This is a genomic window from Cytobacillus sp. (assembly GCF_964223445.1).
Classification (GTDB): Bacteria; Bacillota; Bacilli; order Bacillales; family Cytobacillaceae; genus Cytobacillus.
This window is the reverse complement of record NZ_CAXQGS010000097.1, coordinates 1-26,160: the sequence shown is the minus strand read 5'-3', so window position 1 is coordinate 26,160 and position 26,160 is coordinate 1. Positions and strand designations below refer to the sequence as shown.

General features: G+C 44.1%; 24 protein-coding genes and 1 riboswitch. Of the genes, 22 read left to right on the top strand and 2 right to left on the bottom strand.

The features are described from left to right. Positions 1-563 precede the first annotated feature (563 nt). From ACEQ1T_RS17695 to purD, 14 genes are all read left to right on the top strand, one after another. Entirely contained in the window at positions 564-1,106 is a 543-nt protein-coding gene (locus ACEQ1T_RS17695; RefSeq protein ID WP_053433027.1) for a DUF2179 domain-containing protein, read from the top strand. Beyond that, positions 1,103-1,309 carry an NETI motif-containing protein gene (locus tag ACEQ1T_RS17690; protein ID WP_370224010.1) on the top strand — a complete coding sequence of 69 codons (207 nt, stop codon included), beginning with the start codon at positions 1,103-1,105 and terminating at the stop codon, positions 1,307-1,309. The genes ACEQ1T_RS17695 and ACEQ1T_RS17690 overlap by 4 nt, the downstream gene beginning before the upstream one ends. A gap of 88 nt (positions 1,310-1,397) precedes the next feature. Beyond that, positions 1,398-1,499, top strand: a riboswitch (purine riboswitch). A gap of 139 nt (positions 1,500-1,638) precedes the next feature. Beyond that, the gene (gene purE, locus ACEQ1T_RS17685; RefSeq protein WP_370224007.1) at positions 1,639-2,130 is read left to right on the top strand and encodes a 5-(carboxyamino)imidazole ribonucleotide mutase; all 492 of its coding nucleotides are present in this window, start codon (positions 1,639-1,641) and stop codon (positions 2,128-2,130) included. After that, positions 2,114-3,268: a 5-(carboxyamino)imidazole ribonucleotide synthase gene (purK, locus tag ACEQ1T_RS17680; RefSeq protein ID WP_370224011.1), complete on the top strand. Its 1,155-nt coding sequence runs from the start codon at positions 2,114-2,116 to the stop codon at positions 3,266-3,268. Before purE ends, purK begins: the two co-directional genes overlap by 17 nt. A gap of 3 nt (positions 3,269-3,271) precedes the next feature. Continuing rightward, a complete protein-coding gene (purB, locus tag ACEQ1T_RS17675) occupies positions 3,272-4,564 on the top strand; it encodes an adenylosuccinate lyase (RefSeq protein ID WP_248349436.1) in 1,293 nt (430 codons plus the stop codon). Positions 4,565-4,679: 115 nt separating this feature from the next. Beyond that, positions 4,680-5,405 (top strand): phosphoribosylaminoimidazolesuccinocarboxamide synthase, encoded by a 726-nt coding sequence (gene purC / locus ACEQ1T_RS17670; protein ID WP_206846130.1) that lies wholly within the window; start codon positions 4,680-4,682, stop codon positions 5,403-5,405. Next, positions 5,393-5,647: a phosphoribosylformylglycinamidine synthase subunit PurS gene (gene purS / locus ACEQ1T_RS17665; RefSeq protein WP_009336741.1), complete on the top strand. Its 255-nt coding sequence runs from the start codon at positions 5,393-5,395 to the stop codon at positions 5,645-5,647. The genes purC and purS overlap by 13 nt, the downstream gene beginning before the upstream one ends. Continuing rightward, positions 5,644-6,330 (top strand): phosphoribosylformylglycinamidine synthase subunit PurQ, encoded by a 687-nt coding sequence (purQ, locus tag ACEQ1T_RS17660; RefSeq protein ID WP_206846128.1) that lies wholly within the window; start codon positions 5,644-5,646, stop codon positions 6,328-6,330. Before purS ends, purQ begins: the two co-directional genes overlap by 4 nt. Next, on the top strand, positions 6,314-8,530 hold the full coding sequence (gene purL / locus ACEQ1T_RS17655; RefSeq protein WP_370224006.1) for a phosphoribosylformylglycinamidine synthase subunit PurL: 2,217 nt from the start codon (positions 6,314-6,316) through the stop codon (positions 8,528-8,530). The genes purQ and purL overlap by 17 nt, the downstream gene beginning before the upstream one ends. Then, positions 8,515-9,912, top strand: a complete 1,398-nt coding sequence (purF, locus tag ACEQ1T_RS17650; protein WP_206846124.1) for an amidophosphoribosyltransferase — start codon at positions 8,515-8,517, stop codon at positions 9,910-9,912. The genes purL and purF overlap by 16 nt, the downstream gene beginning before the upstream one ends. 237 nt (positions 9,913-10,149) lie before the next feature. Further along, the gene (gene purM, locus ACEQ1T_RS17645) at positions 10,150-11,175 is read left to right on the top strand and encodes a phosphoribosylformylglycinamidine cyclo-ligase (protein ID WP_206846123.1); all 1,026 of its coding nucleotides are present in this window, start codon (positions 10,150-10,152) and stop codon (positions 11,173-11,175) included. A gap of 13 nt (positions 11,176-11,188) precedes the next feature. Further along, complete coding sequence (purN, locus tag ACEQ1T_RS17640) at positions 11,189-11,770, top strand: phosphoribosylglycinamide formyltransferase (RefSeq protein WP_370224004.1); 582 nt, start codon at positions 11,189-11,191, stop codon at positions 11,768-11,770. A 34-nt stretch (positions 11,771-11,804) separates the two neighbouring features. After that, the gene (gene purH, locus ACEQ1T_RS17635) at positions 11,805-13,340 is read left to right on the top strand and encodes a bifunctional phosphoribosylaminoimidazolecarboxamide formyltransferase/IMP cyclohydrolase (protein ID WP_370224003.1); all 1,536 of its coding nucleotides are present in this window, start codon (positions 11,805-11,807) and stop codon (positions 13,338-13,340) included. 221 nt (positions 13,341-13,561) lie between these two features. Continuing rightward, positions 13,562-14,830: a phosphoribosylamine--glycine ligase gene (purD, locus tag ACEQ1T_RS17630; RefSeq protein WP_370224002.1), complete on the top strand. Its 1,269-nt coding sequence runs from the start codon at positions 13,562-13,564 to the stop codon at positions 14,828-14,830. Here purD and ACEQ1T_RS17625 read toward each other — a convergent pair. Next, positions 14,808-14,897, bottom strand: coding sequence for an EYxxD motif small membrane protein (locus tag ACEQ1T_RS17625; RefSeq protein ID WP_349769560.1), 90 nt, complete (start codon positions 14,895-14,897; stop codon positions 14,808-14,810). The two genes, purD and ACEQ1T_RS17625, sit on opposite strands and share 23 nt — an antisense overlap. A gap of 84 nt (positions 14,898-14,981) precedes the next feature. Then, the gene (locus ACEQ1T_RS17620; protein ID WP_206846118.1) at positions 14,982-15,272 is read right to left on the bottom strand and encodes a DUF2892 domain-containing protein; all 291 of its coding nucleotides are present in this window, start codon (positions 15,270-15,272) and stop codon (positions 14,982-14,984) included. Positions 15,273-15,466: 194 nt separating this feature from the next. Between ACEQ1T_RS17620 and ACEQ1T_RS17615 the strand changes: the two genes are divergently transcribed. The 8 genes from ACEQ1T_RS17615 to ACEQ1T_RS17580 all read left to right on the top strand — a co-directional run. After that, entirely contained in the window at positions 15,467-17,209 is a 1,743-nt protein-coding gene (locus ACEQ1T_RS17615; protein ID WP_206846144.1) for an adenine deaminase C-terminal domain-containing protein, read from the top strand. Positions 17,210-17,301: 92 nt separating this feature from the next. Next, positions 17,302-18,360: a DUF3048 domain-containing protein gene (locus ACEQ1T_RS17610; protein WP_370224001.1), complete on the top strand. Its 1,059-nt coding sequence runs from the start codon at positions 17,302-17,304 to the stop codon at positions 18,358-18,360. An 88-nt stretch (positions 18,361-18,448) separates the two neighbouring features. Beyond that, positions 18,449-18,757: a YerC/YecD family TrpR-related protein gene (locus ACEQ1T_RS17605; RefSeq protein WP_206846115.1), complete on the top strand. Its 309-nt coding sequence runs from the start codon at positions 18,449-18,451 to the stop codon at positions 18,755-18,757. A gap of 162 nt (positions 18,758-18,919) precedes the next feature. Further along, entirely contained in the window at positions 18,920-19,606 is a 687-nt protein-coding gene (locus ACEQ1T_RS17600) for a heptaprenylglyceryl phosphate synthase (RefSeq protein WP_206846114.1), read from the top strand. Positions 19,607-19,683: 77 nt separating this feature from the next. After that, positions 19,684-21,915 (top strand): DNA helicase PcrA, encoded by a 2,232-nt coding sequence (gene pcrA / locus ACEQ1T_RS17595; protein WP_370224000.1) that lies wholly within the window; start codon positions 19,684-19,686, stop codon positions 21,913-21,915. Positions 21,916-21,970: 55 nt separating this feature from the next. After that, a complete protein-coding gene (gene ligA / locus ACEQ1T_RS17590; RefSeq protein ID WP_206846110.1) occupies positions 21,971-23,977 on the top strand; it encodes an NAD-dependent DNA ligase LigA in 2,007 nt (668 codons plus the stop codon). 15 nt (positions 23,978-23,992) lie between these two features. Continuing rightward, positions 23,993-25,162: a CamS family sex pheromone protein gene (locus ACEQ1T_RS17585; protein WP_206846106.1), complete on the top strand. Its 1,170-nt coding sequence runs from the start codon at positions 23,993-23,995 to the stop codon at positions 25,160-25,162. A 648-nt stretch (positions 25,163-25,810) separates the two neighbouring features. After that, on the top strand, positions 25,811-26,160 hold a 350-nt coding region (locus tag ACEQ1T_RS17580), incomplete at its 3' end, for an aldehyde dehydrogenase family protein (RefSeq protein ID WP_370223999.1).

The window sequence follows — 26,160 nt, the reverse complement described above, 5'->3', positions numbered from 1 at the left end:
CCTGTGAGAGTAGGACGCTGCCGGGCATATGAAAGAGCACCTGATGGGTGCTCTTTTTTGTGTGCTTGGATGAGTTACGGTACCCAATATTTTATTGGGACTCTTCTTTTTAATGGAAAATAGATATATGCGTCACATCGGTCAACAAATGCGCCACTTTTTCATGATATGCGCCACTCCTTATATCACCGTCTGTTTTAATAGTCAAATCTATTCTCTCCAAATATAAATTGCGCCAAATGTAAATAAACTCCGAAACATGCTAGATAAAAGTGAAAACCTGATAGATAAACATCTAGACATGTTAGATAAAACCCAATACATACTAGATAAACTTCAAAACCTGCTTGATATATATTTTTAGAACCTCACTCCTTCATTTAGCTTCAACGAATTCAGGCATAATTCAGCCGTTTCATCCCACTCAAAAAAGGATAACCTATTCATAAAGAATCCAATTTTCGAAAAAAGGTTATCAAAAGCCCATTTCTTTTGTACAATAGGGACTTAATGGGGAGAGGACACCCATGGGCCTTTTAATTCCCCGTAAAGGAGGACTTGCATTGCTGGAGAACAGTTTTATAATGGTCGCCATTATTTTGATCATTAATATTGTATATGTATCATTTTTCACCATCAGGATGATTCTGACGCTTAAGGGACAAAGGTACCTTGCAGCTTTTATAAGTACAATTGAAGTTGTCATTTATGTAATTGGACTGGGGCTGGTTCTGGATAACCTAAATGAAATACAAAATCTGATTGCTTATGCAGTCGGTTATGGAATTGGCGTTATTGTCGGCATGAAAATTGAAGAGAAGCTTGCTCTTGGCTATATTACGGTAAATGTAATTACAAAGGAATATGACAGGGATCTTCCAAAGGCTTTAAGAGATAAAGGCTATGGTGTCACAAACTGGGCAGCTAACGGACTTGAAGGCGATCGAATGGCACTGCAGATCCTGACACCGAGAAAATATGAATTAAAGCTTTATCAGACGATTAAAGAACTGGATCCTAAGGCCTTCATCATCGCTTATGAGCCAAAAACAATTCATGGAGGCTTCTGGGTGAAATCTGTTAAGAGAGGAAAGTTATCTCAATGAGCAAAGCCAAGAACAAAATGGTGTTTGAGGTCCAGGAAAACGAAACGATTGACCAGTGCCTGAACAGGATACAAAAGGCAGGATATATACCTGTTAGAAGGACTGAGAAGCCTATATTTAAAGAAGTTAAGACAGGCGGTAAAGTCGAATATGAACCGGCTGGAAGGCAGATAGTTTTTGAAGCAAAACTAATCGATAATTAAAACACGAACATTAATTGTCTGACTTTTAGTATTGTTCGATTTTTCGATTGACAGAGTATCAGGTATGTTGTTAATATGGTGGTAGTTAATAAAACGTGAATAAACCCCTCGTATAATAATGGGAATAAGGCCCATAAGTTTCTACCCGGCAACCGTAAATTGCTGGACTATGAGGGAAAGCTGATATGCCCGGCATGTAGAAGGAATGGTCCCTGCCGTTTGCAGGTGTCTTCCTTACGGTTCTTTTTAGCCCGGACAGATTACTTTCTCTCATTTTAAGAGAAGGGTCTGTGCGGGTTTTTTATATTGGAAGATTTGGAGGAGAAGGAATGAGCGCACAAGCAGCAGTCATAATGGGAAGTAAATCAGATTGGGAGACGATGAAGCACGCTTGCGGAATTCTGGAAGAGCTTGAAATCCCTTTTGAAAAAAAGGTTGTTTCAGCTCATCGGACTCCAGATCTTATGTTTGAATATGCTGAGCAGGCAAGAGAAAGAGGAATCAAGGTAATTATTGCCGGTGCTGGAGGAGCGGCACACCTGCCAGGTATGGTAGCGGCGAAAACGACACTTCCTGTCATTGGAGTACCAGTGCAATCAAAAGCTCTAAACGGACTGGATTCATTGCTGTCCATCGTTCAGATGCCCGGCGGCGTCCCTGTTGCAACGGTTGCGATTGGAAAAGCAGGAGCTACTAACGCAGGGTTGCTGGCAGCACAAATTCTTGGCGCTTTTGATGCAGCCATTGCAGAACGTCTTCAGTCAAAAAGAGATAAAACAAAACAGGAAGTACTAGAAAGCAGTGATGAACTTGTCTATTAAAACGATTTTACCTGGACAAACAATTGGAATTATTGGCGGGGGACAGCTCGGGAGAATGATGGCACTGGCAGCAAAAGCAAATGGCTTCAGGATTGCCGTTTTGGATCCAGATGAAGACTCTCCATGCGGACAGGTTGCGGATATTATAATCATTGGCGAATACGGTCATTTAGATTCTATAAAAGAGTTAGCTGACGTCAGTGACGTTGTGACATATGAATTTGAAAATATCAGTGCGGAAGCTCTTGAGTGGCTGTGTGCAAATGCGTATGTCCCGCAGGGGAGCGAGGTGCTGGAGATCACCCAGGACCGGACAAAGGAAAAAGCAGCCATCCAAAGAGCTGGCTGCGAGGTAGCGCCATATGCGGTCATTACTACTGAAAAAGACATTTATGATAATATAGAAAAGCTTGGCTATCCAGCAGTATTAAAGACATCGAGAGGCGGATATGACGGAAAAGGGCAAGTTGTGATAAAGAGAGGGCAGGATATTAAGAAAGCTGCACAGCTTCTTGGGAATGGCGTGTGCGTCCTTGAAAAATGGATAGCTTTCGAAAAGGAAATATCGGTTATTATCTGCCGGAATATTTCGGGAGAAAAAGCGGTATTCCCTGTCGGGGAAAATGTCCATAAAGAAAACATTCTGCACCAGACAATTGTGCCGGCCATGATCACAGCTGATGCTGAGGAACGGGCAGTAAATGCAGCAAACCAGCTGGCAGAAGCTTTAAGTCTTGTCGGTACATTGGCTGTCGAAATGTTTTTGACAAAAGACGGACAGATTTACATTAACGAGCTTGCGCCTCGTCCGCATAACTCAGGCCATTATTCAATTGAAGCTTGCGAAACCTCCCAGTTTGAACAGCACATTCGTGCGGTTTGCAATTGGCCCCTTGGCAGCACGGAGCTATTAAAACCGGCGGTTATGGTAAACATACTAGGAGAGCACCAGGAGCCTTTAATTAAGAAAATACCTGAATTGGATGACTGGAAGATACACTTGTACGGAAAAAAGGATGCCAAATATAAACGCAAGATGGGCCATGTCACGCTTTTGCGGAACTCAGCCGAAGAGGCGATCGAAGAAGCAGAAAAAAGCGGCATTTGGACCCCTGTGAAGGAAAAGATCGGAGGATAAAACATGATTGAACGTTATACGAGACCGGAAATGGGAGCTATCTGGACAGAAGAGAACCGCTTTCAGGCTTGGCTTGAGGTAGAAATTCTTGCTTGTGAAGCTTGGGCAGAATTAGGAGATATTCCGAAAGAAGATGTTCAGAAAATCCGTGAGAATGCTTCTTTTAATATTGACCGCATAAAAGAAATCGAAGAGGAAACACGACATGATGTGGTCGCTTTTACTCGCGCGGTATCTGAATCCCTTGGAGAGGAGCGCAAATGGGTTCATTACGGGCTTACTTCAACAGATGTGGTTGATACGGCGCTTTCTTACTTAATCAAGCAGGCGAATGATATCCTTCTAAAAGATATTGAACGCTTTGTGGAAATCCTGAAAAACAAAGCAAAGGAACACAAGCATACAGTGATGATGGGCCGTACGCACGGGGTGCATGCTGAGCCAACTACATTCGGTTTAAAGCTTGCATTATGGTATGAAGAAATGAAGCGTAATCTTGACCGCTTTAAAGAAGCAGCTGCTGGTGTGGAATTCGGTAAAATCTCTGGTGCAGTTGGAACATATGCAAACATCGATCCGTTCGTTGAAAAATATGTGTGTGAAAAGCTGGGCATCCAGCCAGCGCCAATTTCAACGCAAACACTTCAGCGTGACCGTCATGCACATTATATGGGTGCGCTTGCGCTGGTGGCCACTTCAATAGAAAAATTTGCTACGGAGATCCGCGGTCTGCAAAAAAGCGAAACGCGTGAAGTGGAAGAGTTTTTCGCGAAAGGCCAAAAGGGATCTTCAGCGATGCCGCATAAACGCAATCCAATTGGTTCAGAAAATATGACTGGTATGGCAAGAGTGATCCGCGGCTATATGATGACTGCGTATGAAAATGTGGCATTATGGCATGAGCGGGATATTTCCCACTCATCAGCTGAAAGAATCATTCTGCCTGACGCTACAATTGCACTGAACTATATGCTGAACCGCTTTGGGAATATCGTAAAGAACTTAACAGTTTTCCCTGAAAACATGAAACGCAATATGGACCGTACGTTAGGGCTGATTTACTCTCAGCGTGTTCTGCTAGCCTTGATTGACAAGGGCATGACTCGCGAAGAGGCATATGACACTGTTCAGCCGCGGGCCATGGAAGCATGGGAAAAGCAGGTACAATTCCGCAGCTTGATCGAGCAGGATGAAACGATAACTTCCAAGCTTTCTGAAGCAGAAATTGATGACTGCTTTGACTATAACTACCACATTAAGCATGTGGATACCATTTTTGACCGTCTAGGATTATAAAAAAATAAAGAGGTAAAGAGCAGTCTTTACCTCTTTATTATCGGGAAAATTCCCAATCTTCTTAATAATAACGTCTAGCAGACATGCGCTATTCATATAAGGGAGGCTCTCCGCTATGGAAAAAGGAGAATTGTTATACGAAGGCAAAGCCAAAAAGGTTTATCAGACAAACGATGGAAATACCGTCTGGATTGAATACAAAGATTCTGCAACAGCCTTTAATGGTGAGAAAAAGGCAAGCATCAGCGGCAAGGGCCGTTTGAATAATGAGATTACGAGTTTGCTTTTTTCAAAGCTTCATGACCTGGGAATAGAATCTCACTTTATTGAAAAACTTTCAGAGACAGAGCAGCTTGTGAAAAAGGTGGATATCATTCCGCTCGAAACAGTGGTCCGCAATGTTGCGGCGGGGAGCTTTTCTAAGAGATTGGGAGTTGTAGAAGGAAAAGAATTATCGAGACCGATTGTTGAGTTCTACTACAAAGATGATGAGCTCGGTGATCCGCTGCTGACAGAAGATCATATTGAAGTTCTTCAGCTGGCTGATAAGCAGGAAGTAGCCCTACTACAGGAAAAGGCACTTCAGGTTAATGACATTTTAAGAGATTTTTTCAATGGCCTTGGCATTAAATTAGTAGATTTTAAGCTGGAGTTTGGTAAAGATGAATCAGGCCAAATTCTGCTGGCTGATGAGATTTCGCCGGATACTTGCAGGCTTTGGGATATTGAAACAAATGAAAAGCTGGATAAAGATGTTTTCCGCAGAGACCTTGGAAATTTAACAGATGCATATGAAAATATTTTAGCGCGACTGGGAGGCCAAACAGTATGTACAAAGTAAAAGTTTTCGTCACATTAAGAGAAAGTGTTCTAGATCCTCAAGGAACAGTTGTAAAAAATTCTCTGCATTCCATGAATTACAGCGAAGTGTCTGATGTGCGCATTGGAAAATACATGGAACTGACAGTGGAAAAAAGCGACCGTCCTGTTGAAGAAGCTGTGAAGGAAATGTGTGAGCGCTTATTAGCTAATGTAGTGATTGAAGATTACCGCTTTGAAATTGAGGAGGCTGTTGCTCAGTGAAGTTTGCTGTGATCGTATTTCCAGGATCCAATTGTGACATCGATATGTACCATGCTGTAAAGGATGAGCTCGGAGCGGAAGCCGAATATGTCTGGCATGACGCGGAAAGCTTAGACGAATATGACGGAATTCTTCTTCCCGGCGGTTTCTCTTACGGAGATTATCTTCGTTCGGGTGCTGTCGCACGCTTCAGTAATGTCATGAAAGAAGTTGTGAAAGCGGCTGAAGCAGGAAAGCCAATCCTGGGCGTCTGCAACGGATTCCAAATTTTATTGGAAGCGGGTCTTTTGCCAGGGGCGATGAGAAGAAATGACAGCCTGAAATTCATCTGCCGCACGGTTGAGTTGAAGGTTGAAAACAATGAAACTATGTTTTCATCTGCATACGGAAAAGGCGAAGTAATTAATATTCCGATCGCCCATGGTGAAGGAAACTATTATTGTGATGAAGCTGTTCTAGCTGAATTGAAGAAAAATAACCAAATCGTTTTTACTTACAATGGAACGAATCCAAATGGCAGCCTGGAAAACATCGCAGGCATTGTCAATGAAAAAGGAAATGTACTCGGCATGATGCCGCACCCTGAAAGAGCCGTTGATGAGCTTTTAGGGGGAGCAGATGGCCTGAAACTTTTTCAATCAATCGTAAAACAATGGAGGGAAGCACATGTCGTTAATGCTTGAGCCAAGTCCGGAACAGTTAAAGGCACAGAAGGTATACAAAGAAATGGGTTTGTCTGATGACGAATTTGCGATGATTGAAAAGATTATCGGGCGTCTGCCAAATTACACAGAAATCGGTTTGTTTTCGGTTATGTGGTCAGAGCATTGCAGCTATAAAAACTCAAAGCCCGTGTTAAGCAAATTTCCAACAACAGGAGAGAAAGTGCTTCAGGGACCAGGGGAAGGAGCTGGAATTGTTGATATCGGCGACGGGCAAGCAGTTGTTTTTAAAATTGAAAGCCATAACCATCCGTCTGCAATCGAGCCTTACCAGGGTGCAGCAACAGGTGTCGGCGGGATTATCCGCGATGTATTTTCAATGGGCGCAAGACCGGTCGCACTCCTCAACTCTTTACGCTTTGGAGAATTGGATTCTCCTCGTGTACGGTACCTTTTTAAAGAAGTAGTCGCAGGCATTGCGGGCTACGGAAACTGCATCGGCATTCCAACAGTTGGGGGAGAAGTTCAGTTTGATTCTTCCTATGAAGGAAATCCGCTTGTAAACGCTATGTGTGTCGGCTTAATCGACCATAAGGATATTAAAAAAGGCCAGGCCCACGGAGTAGGCAACACAGTCATGTATGTTGGTGCAAAAACTGGCCGTGACGGTATCCATGGGGCTACTTTTGCATCTGAAGAATTAACAGACCAATCAGAAACAAAGCGCCCGGCTGTCCAGGTTGGGGATCCATTCATGGAAAAGCTTCTGCTGGAAGCATGTCTTGAGCTGGTCCAGTCTGACGCACTTGTCGGCATTCAGGATATGGGAGCTGCCGGTTTGACAAGCTCTTCTGCTGAAATGGCGAGTAAAGCGGGATCCGGAATTGAAATGAATCTTGACTTTGTTCCTCAAAGGGAAACAGGCATGACTGCATATGAGATGATGCTTTCCGAGTCTCAGGAGAGAATGCTGATTGTCGTGAAAAAAGGACGCGAGCAGGAGATCGTAGATTTATTTTCCAAATATGGCCTGGAAGCAGTTTCTGTTGGAAAGGTAACAGATGATAAAATGCTCCGCCTGACGCATCAGGGAGAAGTGGTAGCTGAGCTGCCGGTGGATGCGCTAGCAGAGGATGCACCAGTTTATCATAAGCCATCAAGCGAGCCGGAATATTACCGTGAATTCCAGTCAATGGAAAATGAAATTCCTGGGGTTGAAGATTATAAAGAAACATTGGTAAAGCTCCTCCAGCAGCCGACAATCGCCAGCAAGGAATGGGTTTATGACCAGTACGATTATATGGTCCGCACAAATACAGTAGTGGCACCTGGATCAGATGCTGCAGTCATTCGCATCCGCGGCACCCGCAAAGGATTGGCCATGACGACAGACTGTAATTCGCGTTATATGTATCTTGATCCTGAAACAGGCGGAAAAATTGCTGTGGCTGAAGCAGCAAGAAATATCATTTGCTCCGGCGGTCAGCCTTTGGCAATCACAGATAATCTGAACTTCGGAAATCCGGAGAAGCCTGAAATCTTCTGGCAGATCGAAAAAGCGGCAGACGGAATCAGTGAAGCATGCCGCACATTAAATACGCCAGTTATCGGCGGAAACGTCTCTTTATATAACGAAACAAACGGAACAGCTATTTACCCAACGCCTGTCATTGGAATGGTCGGGCTTGTAGATGACATTGATCATGTGACAACACAATCCTTTAAAGCATCTGGTGATCTTATTTATCTGGTTGGCGAAACAAAGGATGAGTTCGGCGGCAGTGAGCTGCAGAAGTTAACATATGGCAAGATTTTCGGAAAAGCGCCTGAGCTTGATCTCGAAAAAGAAGAAAAGGCGCAGGAACAAATTTTAAAAGCCATTCGTTCGGGACTTGTAGCATCTGCCCATGATGTGGCAGAAGGCGGTTTAGCAGTAGCAGCTGCGGAAAGCCTGATCGGTTCAAAAGGTCTGGGAGCGGATATGAAGGTAACAGGAAATGCGACTTCAGCTCTATTCAGTGAATCACAATCCCGTTTCTTGCTATCTGTAAAAAAAGAAAACCAGGAAGCGTTTGAAAGTTTAGTAGATGCGAAACTAATCGGTGAAGTAACAGAAGCACCTATACTTTATATCTCCAATGAAGAGGGCCTATTGCTTGCCGAACAAGTTGACGTTCTAAAGCAGGCCTGGAAAGGAGCTATCCCATGCTTGCTGAAATAAGAGGACTGAATGAAGAGTGCGGTGTTTTTGGAGTCTGGGGGCATCAGGATGCTTCCCAGATCACGTATTACGGACTTCATAGTCTGCAGCACCGCGGCCAGGAAGGCACAGGAATGGTTGTTACCGATGGCAAAAAGCTGAAAGGCATTAAAGGTGAGGGGCTTGTAACGGAAATTTTCACAGCAGATGCCATGAAGGAACTGGAAGGAAAAGCAGCAATCGGACATGTACGCTATGCGACTGCCGGCGGGGGCGGATATGAAAATGTCCAGCCTCTGCTATTCAACTCACAAAGCGGCAGTCTTGCACTTTGCCATAACGGAAACCTGGTGAATGCGACTGCATTGAAGCATCAGCTTGAAGGACAGGGAAGCATTTTTCAAACGAGCTCGGATACAGAGGTGCTGGCGCACTTAATTAAGCGTGCAGGCTTCTCTTCCCTAAAGGACCGAGTGAAAAATGCGCTATCCATGATTAAAGGAGCATATGCTTTTCTGATCATGACCGAAACAGAGCTGATGGTGGCGCTGGACCCGAACGGCATGAGGCCGCTCTCGCTTGGCAAAATTGGCGATGCTTATGCGGTTGCTTCTGAAACATGTGCTTTTGATGTTGTCGGTGCAGAGTATATCCGCGATATCCTGCCAGGAGAACTGCTGATTATTGACGACAATGGATTCCGTTCTGAAATGTTTGCAATGGCCTCTAATATTGCAATGTGCACAATGGAATATGTTTATTTTTCCCGTCCGGACAGTAATATCAACGGGATCAACGTTCATACAGCCCGGAAAAACCTTGGAAAGCAGCTTGCCTTTGAGGCGCCAGTTGAAGGGGACGTCGTTACGGGCGTACCTGACTCAAGCATCTCTGTCGCGATTGGCTATGCTGAAGCTACAGGCATTCCATATGAGATGGGCTTGATAAAAAACCGCTATGTGGGCCGGACTTTTATCCAGCCATCGCAGTCGCTTCGTGAGCAAGGCGTAAAAATGAAGCTGTCTCCGGTACGCGGAGTTGTAGAAGGCAAGAGAGTCATTATGGTGGATGATTCAATCGTCCGCGGAACAACAAGCAGACGGATCGTCACAATGCTGAAAGAAGCGGGAGCTACAGAAGTGCATGTGCTTATCAGCTCACCGCCAATTAAAAATCCATGCTTCTATGGAATCGATACATCCACAAAGGAAGAACTGATTGCAGGCAATCACTCTGTTGAGGAAATAAGAGAAATCATTGGTGCGGACACACTTACCTTCTTAAGTACAGAGGGCATGGTTAAAGCAATCGGCCGAAAAGATGGACAATGCCTGGCATGCTTTACAGGCCAGTACCCGACGGAGATTTATCCGAGCACTTTGCATCCATATGAAAAAGTATAAATATGAAACTTGGCCGGTATTTTGCTCTTTTTGGCCGGTAAATATAAAGAATTGGCCGGTAAATCATCATTTTTGACCGGTAAAAGCACAATGTTGGCCGATAAAATACAAAATCGGCCTTTATTGATTAAAAAAGTAACTTTGAATAACGATAATTGTCTAGCTCCAGCGCCTGCCCCCTCGAGGTGTCGGGGGTGAGCAAGGCGCTTGCGCTTTTCAAATATGAGGTGAAAAGGAATGGCAAATGCATACAAACAGGCCGGAGTAGATATTGAAGCTGGCTATGAAGCAGTTTCCCGCATGAAAAAGCATGTACAGAAGACGATTCGTCCTGGTGTGCTTGGCGGTTTGGGCGGATTTGGCGGCATGTTCGATCTATCTGAACTTAATCTGAAGGAACCGGTTTTAGTATCAGGTACAGATGGTGTCGGCACGAAGCTGATGCTGGCTTTTATGATGGATAAACATGACACTATTGGGATTGATGCGGTCGCCATGTGTGTAAATGATATTGTCGTTCAGGGAGCGGAACCTCTTTATTTCTTGGATTATATCGCCTGTGGAAAAGCGGCGCCTGAACGGATTGAAGCGATTGTGAAAGGTATTGCGGATGGATGCGAACAGGCTGGATGTGCACTCGTAGGCGGTGAAACAGCCGAAATGCCTGGCATGTACAGTGAAGAAGAATATGACCTTGCCGGCTTTGCGGTCGGTGCCTGTGAAAAATCCAGCCTGATTAATGGTTCCGAAATTAAAGCTGGAGATGTACTGATTGGTCTTGCATCCAGCGGAATTCACAGCAATGGCTACTCACTTGTCAGAAAGCTGTTTTTTGAAAAGGCGAATTTGTCCCTAACAGATCATGTAGAAGAATTAGGCTGCACTTTAGGGGAAGAGCTGCTTCGCCCTACAAAAATTTATGTAAAGCCGCTTCTATCAGCTATGAAGCAGTTCCAGCTGAAGGGCATGGCACATATTACCGGCGGCGGATTTATTGAAAATATCCCCCGCATGCTGCCTGAAGGTCTTGGTGCCCAACTTAGTGAAAGCAATTGGGAGGTGCCCCCTGTGTTCACGATTATGGAGAAGATCGGCGGACTGGAACGCAAAGAAATGTATAACATTTTTAATATGGGAACAGGCATGGTGATTGCAGCGGATAAAGATAATGCTGATGAACTGATCGCCTATTTTAATGAAATTGGAGAAAAAGCCTATCTAATGGGGACAGTAACAGATCAGGAAGGAATTGAAATTCTGTAACTTGGAGGAAGTCATGAAAAAAATCGCAGTGTTTGCTTCCGGAAGCGGAACGAACTTTCAGGCCATTGCCGATGCTGTAAAAAAAGGTGAGTTGCAGGCTGAGATTGTCTTGTTTGTCTGTGATCGGCCAGGTGCATACAGCATTGAACGTGCACAAAACGAACAAGTTCCGCAGTTTGTTTTTTCAGCTAAAGACTATGCTGGCAAAGCAGAGTATGAAAGAGCGATTTTGCAAAGGCTGAAGGAGAACGGAGCCGAGTATATTATTCTCGCAGGCTATATGAGACTAATTGGCCCGACGCTTTTGAAAGAGTTTGAAGGCAGGATTATTAATATCCATCCTTCTCTTCTTCCCGCTTTTCCAGGTAAGGATGCAATTGGCCAGGCGTTGTCTGCCAATGTGAAGGTAAGCGGTGTGACGGTTCATTTTGTCGATGAAGGTATGGATACTGGGCCGATTATTGCTCAAGCGCCAGTTGATATAAATGCGGGTGAAACGCTGGAAAGCCTTCAAAAGAAGATACATGAAGTCGAGCACAGACTTTATCCGCAGGTTTTGCAAAATCTTTTCTATGCTAAAATGGTAGAGTGTTAAAGTATATCATTCAACAGAGTCAGGGGGAGCGAACATGAAGAAACGTGCATTAATCAGTGTTTCCGACAAAAATGGCATAACAGAATTTGCCCAGCAGTTAAGCGAACTGGGGTTTGAAATTATCTCAACAGGCGGTACAAAAAAAGCGCTGGAAGAGAGTGGAGTCCCCGTTATCGGAGTAAGTGATGTGACAGGCTTTCCGGAAATTTTGGAAGGGCGTGTGAAAACTTTAAATCCAATGATTCATGGCGGGCTGCTGGCTAAGCATGGCGAGCCAGGCCACAAACAGCAGCTTGAGGAGCATGGAATCCAGCCTATCCAGGTTGTGTGCGTGAATTTGTATCCGTTCCAGCAAACCATCGCTAAGCCAGATGTGACAGTAGAAGATGCAATTGAGAATATTGATATCGGCGGCCCGGCAATGCTTCGTGCTTCCGCCAAGAACCATGACTATGTAACAGTTGTGGTGGATCCGGCCGATTATGAAACAGTTCTTTCACAGCTAAAAGAAACCGGAGAGGTTCAAAAGGAAACCCGCCGCAGACTTGCTGCAAAGGTTTTCCGCCATACTGCTGCCTATGATGCGATGATCGCTGAATATATGACAGATTTGGCAAATGAAGAAACACCTGAAAAATTAACGGTTACGTATGAACTGAAGCAAACATTGAGATACGGGGAGAATCCGCATCAAAAGGCAGCTTTTTACCGTAAGCCGCTTGGATCTGAATTTTCGATTGCTAACGCTGAACAGTTTCACGGCAAGGAATTATCCTACAACAATATCAATGATGCAGATGCAGCTCTCCAAATTGTAAAAGAATTCTCAGAGCCTGCAGCAGTTGCTGTTAAGCATATGAATCCTTGCGGAGTGGGGACTGGGGAAAATGTATTCGAAGCTTTTTCAAAAGCTTTCGAGGCGGATCCTGTATCTATCTTCGGTGGCATTATTGCCCTGAACAGGGAAGTAGATGCTGAAACAGCGAAAAAGCTATATGAAATCTTCCTTGAAATCATCATTGCACCTTCCTTCTCAAATGAAGCACTTGAGATTTTAAAAGGGAAAAAGAACCTGCGCCTGCTGACTATTCCTTTTGAAGGCAAAAAGAAAGCGGAGATGAGATTGTCCGCTATTGAAGGCGGCTTGCTGACGCAGGAATATGATCTATTCACCCTTGATAATGCAAATGTAAAAGTTGCGACCAAGAGAGAGCCGACGGAAGAAGAGTGGAAAGCACTGAAGCTGGGCTGGAAAGTTGTCAAACATGTGAAGTCCAATGCCATTGTCGTAAATGATGCAAACATGACACTTGGAGTCGGTGCCGGGCAGATGAACCGTGTAGGCTCTGCCAAAATTGCACTTGAACAAGCCGGTGAAAAAGCGAACGGAGCAGTAATGGCATCCGATGCCTTTTTCCCAATGAACGATACGGTTGAAGCGGCAGCCAAAGCAGGCATCACAGCCATCATCCAGCCGGGAGGCTCAATCCGTGATGAGGATTCCATCAAAATGGCTGATGAGTACGGCATTGCAATGGTCTTTACAGGCGTACGTCATTTTAAACATTAAACGAAAAGCGGAAGCGCCTCGATCAGGAAGGAACGCAGACTAAGAACGCCACGTCCTGTGGCAACGTCTGTATGACTCCCATCCTGGGAGCCTCAAGCATAAGACGAGCTGTCGGAAAGGTGGCCTTTACCTTTTTGGCAGGTTGGCTTATGACCTCGAGCCCCTAGGCGCTGGTCAGAGGCCTTGCTATTATAGCTGACATTTTTACGGAGGTGGGCGTAATGAAGGTATTGGTTATAGGAAGAGGCGGCCGAGAGCATGCAATTTGCTGGAAGATGAATCAAAGCCCTTCAGTGAAACAGGTTTTTGCGGCTCCAGGAAATCCGGGAATGGAAGATTCAGCTCAGCTGGTTGCCATCCAGGAACATGAACAGGAAAAACTTGTGCAGTTTGCTCAGGATAATAAAATAGAATTGACTGTGATCGGGCCGGAAGTACCGCTGCTTGAGGGACTGGCTGACCGTTTTGAAGAAGCAGGGTTAAAGGTATTTGGACCGAAAAAAGCAGCAGCCGAAATTGAAGGAAGCAAGTCCTTTGCCAAAGAGCTTATGAAGAAATATGCTATCCCTACTGCAGAATATGGAGTATTCAGCAGCTATGATGAAGCGAAAGCCTATATTGAAGCAAAAGGCGCTCCCATTGTTCTGAAAGCAGATGGACTTGCAGCCGGAAAAGGCGTAATAGTAGCCATGACTATGCAGGAAGCCTTATCCGGGATTAAGGAGCTATTATTAAATGAGAAGTTTGGCCAAGCATCTTCAACGGTCGTAATTGAAGAATTTCTTGAAGGCGAAGAATTTTCCCTAATGGCCTTTGTGAACGGAGAAACAGTGATTCCGCTTGAAATTGCCCAGGATCACAAACGAGCTTACGATGGAGACCAGGGACCGAATACAGGCGGAATGGGGGCTTATTCACCGGTACCGCATATTGGTGATGGAACAGTTGCAGCAGGTGTGGAAAAAGTTTTGAAGCCGGCAGCAAAAGCAATGGTTCAGGAAGGCAGAAGTTTTACCGGTATTCTGTATGCAGGTCTAATCAAAACAGCAGCAGGCCCGAAGGTAATTGAATTTAATGCCCGTTTTGGAGATCCTGAAACACAGGTGATTTTGCCCCGCATGAAGTCGGATCTGGCGGGAGTAATGCTGGCAGTCCTAAATGGGGAACAGCCTGAAATCGATTGGGATAAGGAAGCAATCGTCGGAGTGGTTGCTGCGTCTAAAGGCTACCCTGAAGCTTATGAAAAAGGAGCTGTCCTGAATGGGCTTCAATCACTTACAAATGTCTCCGTATTCCATGCCGGGACTGATAGAAACAGCTCAGGTGAATATGTGACAAATGGAGGCCGCGTGCTGCTGGCAGGCGCTAAAGCTCCTACTCTGAAAGAAGCACAGCAAAAGGTATATTCCGAGCTTGAAAATCTTCAGTGTGAAGGTGTATTCTTCCGCAAAGATATTGCCGATAAAGCTATCGCGCACGTCCTTTCTTAGTCTTCCGGATATACACAAACAGTAGTGCTACAATGCTTCCAATTATTGCTGCGAGGACGAATGTCATATCCATTACGTATTCCCAAAACATATTGTCAGCTCCTTTCAATTTTCCAGCCCCCATATAGGGAGCTGGATTTTTTAAAGAAATCTAAGATGGATTATATGGCAGAATTTCCTCAACCGCCTCATCATTATTGTGATTGCCTTCCTGCTTTTTCATTTCCTGAACCCTGTCCTGGCCTTTTTCAAAAAGAGCTGTCAAAGGGCAAAAGCGGACAATTCCCTCTGCCACCTTCATGCCTCCCAGCATGGCCATCATGAGGTAAGAGTCCCGCCAAGGTCTTTTCACAAGCTTTGAAGTGCTCCAGGCTAAGACAGTTAATCCGACTGTTATGCGTACTAGGGCATTTACAATGCCGATATTTGGTTTAACATTCATAGTTCTCACTACTTTCACAAAATTTTTACAATCTTTTACTGATTCTTTAATGCGTTAAACAGTGAAATATGTTACTATAGTAAAACAGGAGAAATGAAAGGGCTTTCTTTATTGGTTTAAAGCCATTTCACTCATTGATTTTATTCTAAAAACAGAGTCTTTTATATATAGATATCAACAAGGGAGGGAGTATGGTGCTGGAACAGCGTTACCGTTGGAAAAACAGGCACTTGCGTGAACACGTTTCCGTATTGGACGGAAAACTGTCACCGACGATATTACTAAAGAACGCTCGTTATCTGAATCAGGCACTTCGCAAATGGATAACAGCAAATATATGGATTTATGGCGACCGTATTGTTTATGTGGGCGAAAAACTGCCGGAAAAAATAGTACAGTGTGAAGTCGTTGATTGTACGGGGCTCACGCTGGTTCCTGGATATATTGAACCGCATGCCCATCCATTTCAATTATATAATCCCCATTCCCTGGCGAGCTATGCATCGCAGTTTGGTACAACAACCTTGATCAATGACAATATGGTGCTTGCTTTACAGCAGGATAAAAAGAAAGCGTTTTCTTTCCTGAAGGAAATGAGAAACATGCCTGCAACAACCTATTGGTGGTGCCGATTTGATGCCCAAACGGAAATCCAGCATGAAGAATCCGTATTTTCGCACGGGAATGTTAAATCATGGCTTGAGCATGATGCTGTGCTTCAGGGAGGAGAGCTCACTGGCTGGCCAAAGCTTTTGGATGGCGACGATATGATGCTTCATTGGATTCAGGAGACAAAGCGGATGAGGAAAAAGATTGAAGGCCATTTTCCGGGGGCATCTGAAAAAACGCTGGCAAAGCTCATGCTGCTTGGTGCTGATTGCGACCATGAGTCAATGACGGGAACAGACGTTTATAATCGTCTTTTACAGGGATATACCGTATCTCTCAGATATTCTTCCATCCGTCCCGATCTGCCGGTTTTGTTGGACGAGATGCATGAAATCGGCATTGATCAATACGATCGGATGATCTTTACAACAGACGGTTCCTTTTCCTCCTTTTATGAACAGGGAATTATTGACCATATGATCCGCATTGCCATGGATAAAGGAGTGCCGGTTATCGATGCTTATAATATGGCCAGCATAAATGTGGCCCGCCATTATGGAATCGATTATTTGCATGGCTCCATTGCGACAGGAAGGGTGGCCAATATTAATTTCCTGTCTTGTGAAAAAGAACCAACTCCATTATCTGTTATTGCTAAAGGGGAGTGGGTGAAAAGAGACGGTGAAAACCTGCACGCCTATAAACCTGTAGAATGGGGAGAATACGGCTTTGAACCGCTGGATATTGAATGGGAGCTGACTGCTGATGATATGCAATTCTCCATGCCTTTCGGGATAAAACTTGAGAATGCAGTTATTACTAAGCCATATTCAATCACGATTGATGTATCATCCGAAGAACTGGAGAAAGACCATGATGAATGTTTCTTCATGCTTGTTGACCGGAATGGACACTGGCGCATAAATACGGTACTAAAAGGGTTCTCGAAGAGCCTGGATGGAATGGCAAGTTCTTTTTCCAATACCGGTGACATTATCTTAATTGGAAAAAGCAAACAGGAAATGCTTAATGCTTTTAACCGGCTGAAAGAAATTGGCGGGGGCATTGTCATATCAGAAGGGGGAAGTATTGTCCAGGAGATGGAACTCCGCTTAAAGGGTGTGATGTCGCATAAAAATGTGGAGGAATTAATGGAGGAAGAAAAACAGCTTGTTCATTGTCTGCGTGATCATGGCTATAGACATGAAGATCCAATGTATACGCTGCTCTTTTTCTCTTCAACGCATCTCCCTTATATCAGGATTACTCAGCAGGGAATGTATGATGTAATGAATAAAACGGTACTCTTTCCAACGATAATGCGTTAAAATATAAAAGTGATGCTATATAATAGATATAAAAACTGCTCAGTGGAGCTAACATAGAAACTGCATCAAAGCAAAAAACACAGGGGTGCTAAATGCTAAAAAGATGGATAGCTGTATCAGCAGCGGCAATTCTTTTAGTTTCTGGCTGCAGTAAAGAAGAAAAAGCTGAAGAGCCTGAAAAGCAGGATACGGAAAAAGCGGAAGAGGCCACAAAAGGGATCAATTCTGAAAAAGAACTTCCATTTCACTATCCTCTCACAGGCTTAGGGTCAGAGGCCGAGGTGGATGGAAGGGCTGTAGCGGTGATGATCAATAATCATCCGAAAGCCCGTCCTCAATCCGGGATTAACAAGGCTGATGTCGTCTATGAAATGCTGGCAGAAGGGGATGTGACCCGTTTCCTTGCTATTTTTCAAAGCGAGCAGCCTGAAATGATAGGGCCGGTCAGAAGTTCAAGGGATTATTATATTGAGCTGGCTAAAGGCTATGATGGCCTCTATATTGCCCACGGCTATAGTCCGGAAGCTAAAGAATTGCTGGATCAGGGCTATATTGATAATCTGAATGGAATGCAGTATGACGGTACATTGTTTAAAAGGGAAAGCTTCCGCCAGGCTCCTCACAACTCCTATATTTCATTCGAAAATGTGCTGAAGGGTGCAAAAGAAAAAAATTATGCGATGGAAGACGAACCTGAATCTCTGGAATTTCTGTCGAAGGATGAAGCAAAGGCTATTCAGGGCGTGGATGCTGACTCTGCCATGATCTCTTACTTGGACAATGAATTATTCAATGTCATCTATGAGTATGACGCGGGACTGGAGAAATACAAAAGGTATTCCAATGGCGAACTTACAGCTGATTACAAATCCGGCGAACCTGCATTGCTTGATAACATCTTCATTGCAGAAGCAGACCATAAAGTGGTTGACAGCGCGGGCCGCCGTGATATTAACTTAACTTCTGGGGGAAAAGGGTATCTCCTGCAAAAAGGGAAAGTAACAGAAGTAGATTGGAAAAATATAGACGGGCGAATTCTGCCTATATTGAATAGTAAACAGGCTGGCCTAGTGCCAGGAAAGACCTGGATCAACATCGTGCCATCAAGCCCGGGCCTTGAGCAAACGGTTTCCTTTGAAAATAAAAATTAAAAATCTGTTGTTATATTTAAATCAACGGGCAGAATTCATGCAGCAAAATTTAATAAAAAATTATGACAATAAAGGGGTATGCAAATATATGCAAATTGATAAGCTAAGAGGCAAAGAACTGGATCAGTTATTTAAGTCTGTTTTATCTTTAAATGACCTGGAAGAGTGCTATCGCTTCTTTGATGACTTATGCACAGTAAATGAAATACAGTCTCTGGCTCAGCGTCTGGAAGTAGCACGCATGCTTCGTGAAGGCAAAACATATCATAAAATCGAAACAGAAACGGGCGCAAGCACGGCAACCATTTCCCGAGTGAAAAGATGCCTCAACTATGGAAATGATGCTTATGAAATGGCACTGGAAAGAATAAAAGAAGAAGAAGCTGAAAAAGCGTAAATATTCCTTTTGCTTAAACCGATGGGGCTGTTCCCGCGGTTTTTTTCTTTGTCTTCCCTATTAATTTTTTCCACCTCATAAAGACTTCCTGCTTTTCTTTTTTATTCCCAATCTTAAATGATATAATGATGAAATGGAATGATAGAATGGAGGCAATTTTGCATGTATGATGTTCGCGAATGGAGCCACGTTTTTAAGCTCGATCCGGATAAAAATATATCAGATGAAAACCTGGAAATGATTTGTGAGTCTGGAACAGACGCGATTATTGTGGGCGGGACGGACGGAGTCACACTGGAAAAGGTGCTGGATTTAATGGCCCGCATCCGCCGATATACAGTCCCTTGTGTGCTGGAGGTTTCGACCATTGATTCAATTACCCCGGGCTTTGACTTATACTTTATCCCGACAGTCCTTAACAGCCGGGACGTAAAGTGGATTACAGGACTTCATCAGGAGGCTGTAAAAGAATATGGGGATATCATGAATTGGGAAGAAATTTTAGTTCAGGGTTATTGCATCCTGAATGAAGAATGTAAAGCGGCACACGTTACCAATTCACGGACAGATTTATCATTGGATGAGGTAAGAGCATATGCCATGATGGCTGAAAAGATGTTCAGCCTGCCAATCTTCTATCTGGAATACAGCGGAAAGTATGGAGACGCTGAAGTGGTCGCAGCGGTGAAAAATACGCTGGAAGAAACCGTATTATTTTACGGCGGCGGCATCGTCAATGCAGAGCAGGCAAGTCAAATGGCAGTGCACGCGGACGTCATTGTGGTCGGAAATGTTATTTATGATGATCTGCAGGCTGCATTGGCCACAGTCCAAGCCGCTCGTGCTTAATATAGGTTGCTGATGGTTAGCAAACAAGATAAAATAGAATTTAAGAACATATGTTTCTATGGTGGTGAAGAGAAGAAATGCAATTTTTAACGGATAAATTATTGAACGGACTGAATCCGCAGCAGCAAAATGCAGTAAAAACAACCGATGGACCACTTCTTATAATGGCAGGAGCGGGAAGCGGAAAGACAAGAGTGCTTACTCATAGGATTGCTTACTTAATGGTAGAAAAGGGTGTTAACCCTTATAATATTCTGGCAATTACCTTTACAAACAAAGCAGCCCGTGAAATGCGTGACCGTATTCATAACATGATGGGCGGAGCAGCAGATGAAATCTGGATTTCGACGTTCCACTCCATGTGCGTGCGTATCTTAAGAAGAGATATTGACCGTATTGGCTATAACCGCAATTTCACGATTCTGGATTCAACAGATCAGCAATCGGTGATTAAATCAATCCTAAAGGATAAAAACCTGGATCCAAAGAAATTTGATCCGCGTGCTATCCTGGGTTCCATCAGCTCGGCAAAAAATGAATTGATCACCCCTGAAGAGTATGCGAAAACAGCAGGTGATTATATTCAGCAGGTTGCAAGTGATGTATATACAGAGTACCAAAAGAGGCTAAGACGCAACCAGGCGCTTGATTTTGATGATCTTATTATGATTGCGATTCAGCTGTTCCAGAGAGTGCCGGAAGTGCTTGAATATTATCAGCGCAAATTCCAGTATATTCATGTGGATGAGTACCAGGATACGAACAGAGCGCAGTACATGCTGGTCAAGCTTTTGGCAAGCCGTTTTAAAAATCTGTGTGTGGTCGGTGATTCTGATCAGTCTATCTATAAATGGCGCGGTGCGGACATAGCCAACATCCTTTCATTTGAAAAGGATTATCCGAATGCACAGACTATTATGCTTGAACAAAATTACCGTTCAACAAAAAGGATTCTGCTGGCAGCGAACGAAGTCATCAGCAAGAACCTCAATAGAAAGCCAAAAAACCTCTGGACCGAAAACGCAGAAGGCAATAAGATCTTCTATTATCGTGCCGACAGCGAGCAGGGAGAAGCCCAGTTTGTTGCAGGCAAAATTAAAGAATACATCAGCAGCGGCAAGCGAAGCTTTTCGGATATTGCTATCTTGTATCGCACAAACGCACAGTCCCGTGTAATGGAGGAAGTACTGCTTAAGTCGAACATTGAATACTCTATCGTCGGGGGCATCAAGTTCTACGACCGCAAAGAAATTAAGGATATCCTTGCCTACCTGCGTCTGATTGCAAATCCGGATGATGATATCAGCCTTCAGCGTGTTATCAATGTCCCAAAACGCGGAATCGGCTCCGGTTCGGTTGATAAAATCGCCAACTTTGCACAGCTTCACGAGATGAGCATGTTTGAAGCCCTGGAGTCTATTGAACTGATTGGGCTGAGCCCGAAAATTACAAAAGGGGCCATTGAATTCAGGGATTTGGTTAAAAACTATACACAAATGCAGGAATACTTATCTGTGACAGAACTTGTGGAAGAGCTCCTGGAGAAATCAGGCTACCGCGATATGCTTATTGCCGAGAAGTCCATTGAAGCACAGAGCCGTCTGGAAAACATTGATGAATTCCTGTCTGTTACGAAAAACTTTGAAGAAGCCAGCGAAGATAAATCGCTTATCGCATTTTTGACCGATCTGGCTCTTGTGGCTGACATTGATAAATTGGATGATGATGGGGAAAAAACTGAATCAGTTGTTCTTATGACCCTTCACTCAGCAAAAGGGCTTGAGTTCCCTGTTGTCTTTTTACTAGGTCTTGAAGAAGGTGTATTTCCTCACAGCCGTTCTCTAATGGAAGAATCTGAAATGGAAGAAGAGCGCCGTCTTGCTTATGTGGGAATCACGCGGGCAGAAGAAGAGCTTTTCATTACGAATGCACAAATGCGTACTTTATTTGGACGCACGAATATGAATCCGCCATCCCGTTTTATCAAAGAAATTCCTGCTGATTTGCTGGATGGGCTTGAACCTGCTAAAAAGCCGTCTCCATTCGGATCATCCCCGTTTGGATCTCCTTCTGCTTCAAGGGGAGCACAGCCTCAGCGGAAAGCTGTGGTTCGTCCATCTGCATCGAATACAGGCGGAGATGAAATTGACTGGAAAGTCGGCGACAAAGCCCAGCACGGAAAATGGGGTACAGGTACAGTTGTCAGTGTAAAAGGGTCCGGCGAAGGAACAGAGCTGGATATTGCGTTCCCGAAACCGGTTGGCATAAAACGTCTGCTGGCCAAATTTGCACCGATTACAAAGGCCTAGCCTTGAGAGCAGCCTGCCAGGCATCTTTTAAAGGATTATAGAAAGGGTTGAATGTATGGACCTTCAATTGGCAGAAAAAAAGGTGAAAGATCTGCACAACCTTTTGAATCAGTATAATTATGAGTATCATGTTCTTGATCAGCCGTCTGTTCCAGATGCTGAATACGATAGGCTGATGAGAGACCTTATTGAGCTTGAAGAGCAATTTCCCGAGCTGAAAACAGAAGATTCTCCAACACAGCGGGTTGGAGGGGAAATCCTGGATATGTTTGAAAAGGTGGAGCATCAGTCACAGATGCTCAGTTTGGGAAATGCCTTCAGCGAGCAGGACCTAAGAGACTTTGACCGCCGTGTCCGACAGGGTGCAGGTGAAAATGTTTCTTATGTATGCGAATTGAAAATCGATGGACTGGCTGTCTCCCTCCGCTATGAGGACGGGCTTTTTATTCTCGGCGCCACACGCGGAGACGGATCAATCGGTGAAAATATCACAGCGAATTTAAAGACTATTCGCTCCATCCCTCTCCGGCTGAAAGAGAGTGTTACAATGGAAGTTCGCGGGGAGGCATTTATGCCAAGGCGTTCTTTTGAGAAGCTGAATAAAGTGAAAGAGGAAAATGGGGAAGAGGCTTTTGCAAATCCAAGGAATGCCGCAGCGGGTTCATTAAGACAGCTCGATCCGCGTCTGGCGGCAAAGCGTAATCTCGATATTTTTGTCTACGGCATAGCGAATGCAGGGGATACAAGCGTGGTATCCCATAGCGAAGGCCTGGATTATCTGGATAGTCTTGGATTTAAAACGAATAAAGAACGCAAAGGATGCGAAAGCATTGAGGAAGTCATTGAATATGTACAGGGATGGACTGACAAACGTCCAAATCTGCCTTATGATATTGATGGCATCGTTATTAAAGTCGATTCACTGGAATCACAGGAGCAGCTCGGCACTACGGCAAAAAGCCCACGCTGGGCCATTGCTTATAAATTCCCTGCAGAAGAGGTTGTTACCACATTAAGGGATATTGAATTAAGTGTGGGGCGAACTGGCGTAGTTACGCCAACTGCACTTCTGGAGCCTGTCCGTGTTGCCGGAACGACTGTCCAAAGGGCGTCCCTGCACAACGAAGATTTAATTCGCGAGAAAGATATTAAGATTGGCGATCAGGTCGTTGTGAAAAAAGCAGGAGATATTATCCCTGAAGTTGTAAATGTACTGGCTGACAGGAGAACGGGTGAGGAGCAGGATTTTAGCATGCCGACACATTGCCCTGAGTGCGAAAGCGAGCTGGTCCGCCTTGATGGTGAAGTGGCATTGCGCTGCATTAATCCAAAGTGCCCGGCCCAGATAAGGGAAGGCCTTATTCACTTTGTTTCCCGTAACGCCATGAACATTGATGGCCTAGGTGAAAAGGTAATCAGCCAATTATTTGCCGAAAATCTGATTAAAGATGTGGCAGATATCTATAAATTAACGTATGAACAGCTCATCCAGCTTGAGCGGATGGGTGAAAAGTCAGTAAATAACCTCATTCAGGCTATTGAAAACTCCAAGGGCAACTCGTTGGAAAAGCTTCTATTTGGTCTGGGAATCCGCCATGTTGGCGCGAAGGCAGCCAAAACGCTGGCCCAGGAGTTTGGCCAGATGGAAGCACTTGAAAAAGCATCCCGGGACAATTTAACAGCAATCAATGAAATTGGTGAAAAAATGGCTGATTCCATCGTATCTTTCTTTGAACAGGAAGAAGCCCATGAACTGATTGCGGAGCTGAAAGCAGCTGGGGTCAACATGGCTTATAATGGACCAAAACCTGTTACAGCCGAAAACTCTGATAGCTTTTTTGCAGGAAAAACAGTGGTTCTGACAGGAAAGCTTGAAATAATGAGCCGAAATGAAGCAAAAGAAAAAATAGAGGCGCTTGGCGGCAAAGTATCCGGAAGCGTCAGCAAGAAAACAGATGTTGTAATCGCCGGAGAAGACGCTGGATCCAAACTGACGAAGGCCCAGGAGCTTGGAGTAGAGGTTTGGAACGAGGAGAGACTGGTTGAAGAATTAAATAAGTAAGAGGGTGTAAGCTCCGTGAAAAAACTAATGATGTTTGCTTTATCCCTAACCCTTCTGCTAGCAGGCTGTGCGCCTAATTTTAATAAGCAGGAGGAAGTGGTTCAGGAGGACAAGAACGAAGAGGATAAGGCAATCATTCCGAACTATAAAATTTCTGACAAGTATTATCGAACACTGCTGCCTTTTGAACCAAGTGAATCCAGAGGTCTCGTGGTCAATAATGTAAGCACCAAATATGATATCAATGAATTTGAGACAGGACTTATGCGAGTTGCGCAAAACACGTTTGATCCTGATAAATACTTATTCCAGGAAGGACAGTTTCTAAAAAGAGGCACTGTCCAGGCCTGGCTAAACCGCAAATACACCGAGGATCAGCTGAAGGAACGCAAGATGAAGGCAGAAGACAATATCGGCTTAAATCCAATGATTGCCGATGGTGGAGATATTGATAAAAACAATGAAAAAAGCCCGATCTACCTTGCCCATATTCTTGAACACAACTATTTGCTGAAAAATGATGATGGGAAAGTGGGGCTCGGCGGTGTTGTCATTGGCCTTGCCATGAACTCTGTCCATTATTACCAAAAGGAACAATATGGTGCCACTTTCGAATCAAAGATTGACCAAGATGTCATTGAACGAGAAGGCAAAAAGCTAGCTGAAGAAGTATTGCAGAGAGTACGGCAAATCAAGGGCCTGAAGGATGTGCCGGTAACCATTGCTTTGTTTGAACAGCAAGCAAGAACTTCGGTTGTGCCTGGAAGCTTCTTTGCATACGCTACGGCAGACAAAGGAAGCACCAAGCTTGACGGATGGGAAAATGTCAGCGAGAAATATGTCCTTTTTCCTTCAAACACGGCTGAAAAAAACCATCGTGATGATTTAACGGCTTTTCTTAACTTTAAACAGGATGTAGAAACCTACTTCCCGAACTTTAATGGAGTTATCGGGAAAGCTTTCTACGCTCAGGACCAATTGCAGGAAGTTAATATTGATATCCCAATCCAATTCTATGGAAAAGCAGAAGCGATTGGATTTACGCAATATGTAACAGGGCTTGTCGTGAAACACTTCCCTGAATACATTTCAGTCCAGGTGAATATCTCATCTGTCAACGGACCGGAAGCGCTGGTAGTCCGGAAAGCGGATCAAAGCGAACCTTTTGTCCATATCTATCAATAGAACCAGGGTACCCAGAAGTGCAGAAGATGCATCTTCTGGGTTTTTTAATTTCAGGAAAGAGGAGTGTGAACAAGGCGACGAAATTTGAAGCGGTTTGAGAAAATTGGTCGTCATAGAGGGCTCATGAAGACGAAAATGGAAGAGTCACAAGGGAAGTGGTCGTCATAGAGGCTTCATGAAGACGAAAAGGGAAGAGTCACAAGGAAAAGGTCGTCATGGAGGGCTCATGAAGACGAAAAAGGAAGAGTCTCGAGGAAAATGGTCGTCATAGAGGCAATGCCGACACAATAGGATGTGGTACAAGAATAAGGCCTCCATAAAAAGTTCCATTGCTGTAAAAATGATAAAATATATCCCCTTCTAAAGAATAAGAATAACAGCAATAGATATTTTTATATAACAGTTTTATCCAAAACCTTTTCTAAGGAACTTTAACCCCTTATCCTTCTAAGTGAAACCGCAATTTCTCTCAATGAATGTTAATATATAACATCCGCGGAGAATGTTTGAAGAATATGTTATTTTCGTGTTAATATAGTGTTTGGATGAAAACGTTTTAAGAGAATAGCAGGTCTTGTTCCAGCATGTTTATAGAACGGGACGCTACGATCTGGCGTTTGATATTTGTACACACAGGAGGCGGTAAAAATGGTACAACCTTATAAGCATGAGCCATTCACGAATTTTAAAGAAGAGGAAAATCGTGACGCATATTTAAAGGGTTTACAAACTGTAGAAAGCTATTTGGGCCAGGATTATGATCTTTTAATTGGCGGAGAGCGCATTTCTACTGAAGATAAAATTGTATCAATTAATCCTTCTAATAAAGAAGAAGTAGTTGGCCGTGTTTCAAAGGCAAACCGCGAGCTTGCGGAAAAAGCGATGCAGGCTGCTGTTGAAGCATTCAAAACATGGAGAAAAGTGAAGCCGGAAACACGCGCAGATGTTTTATTCAAAGCTGCTGCGATTATCCGCCGCCGCAAGCATGAGTTTTCTGC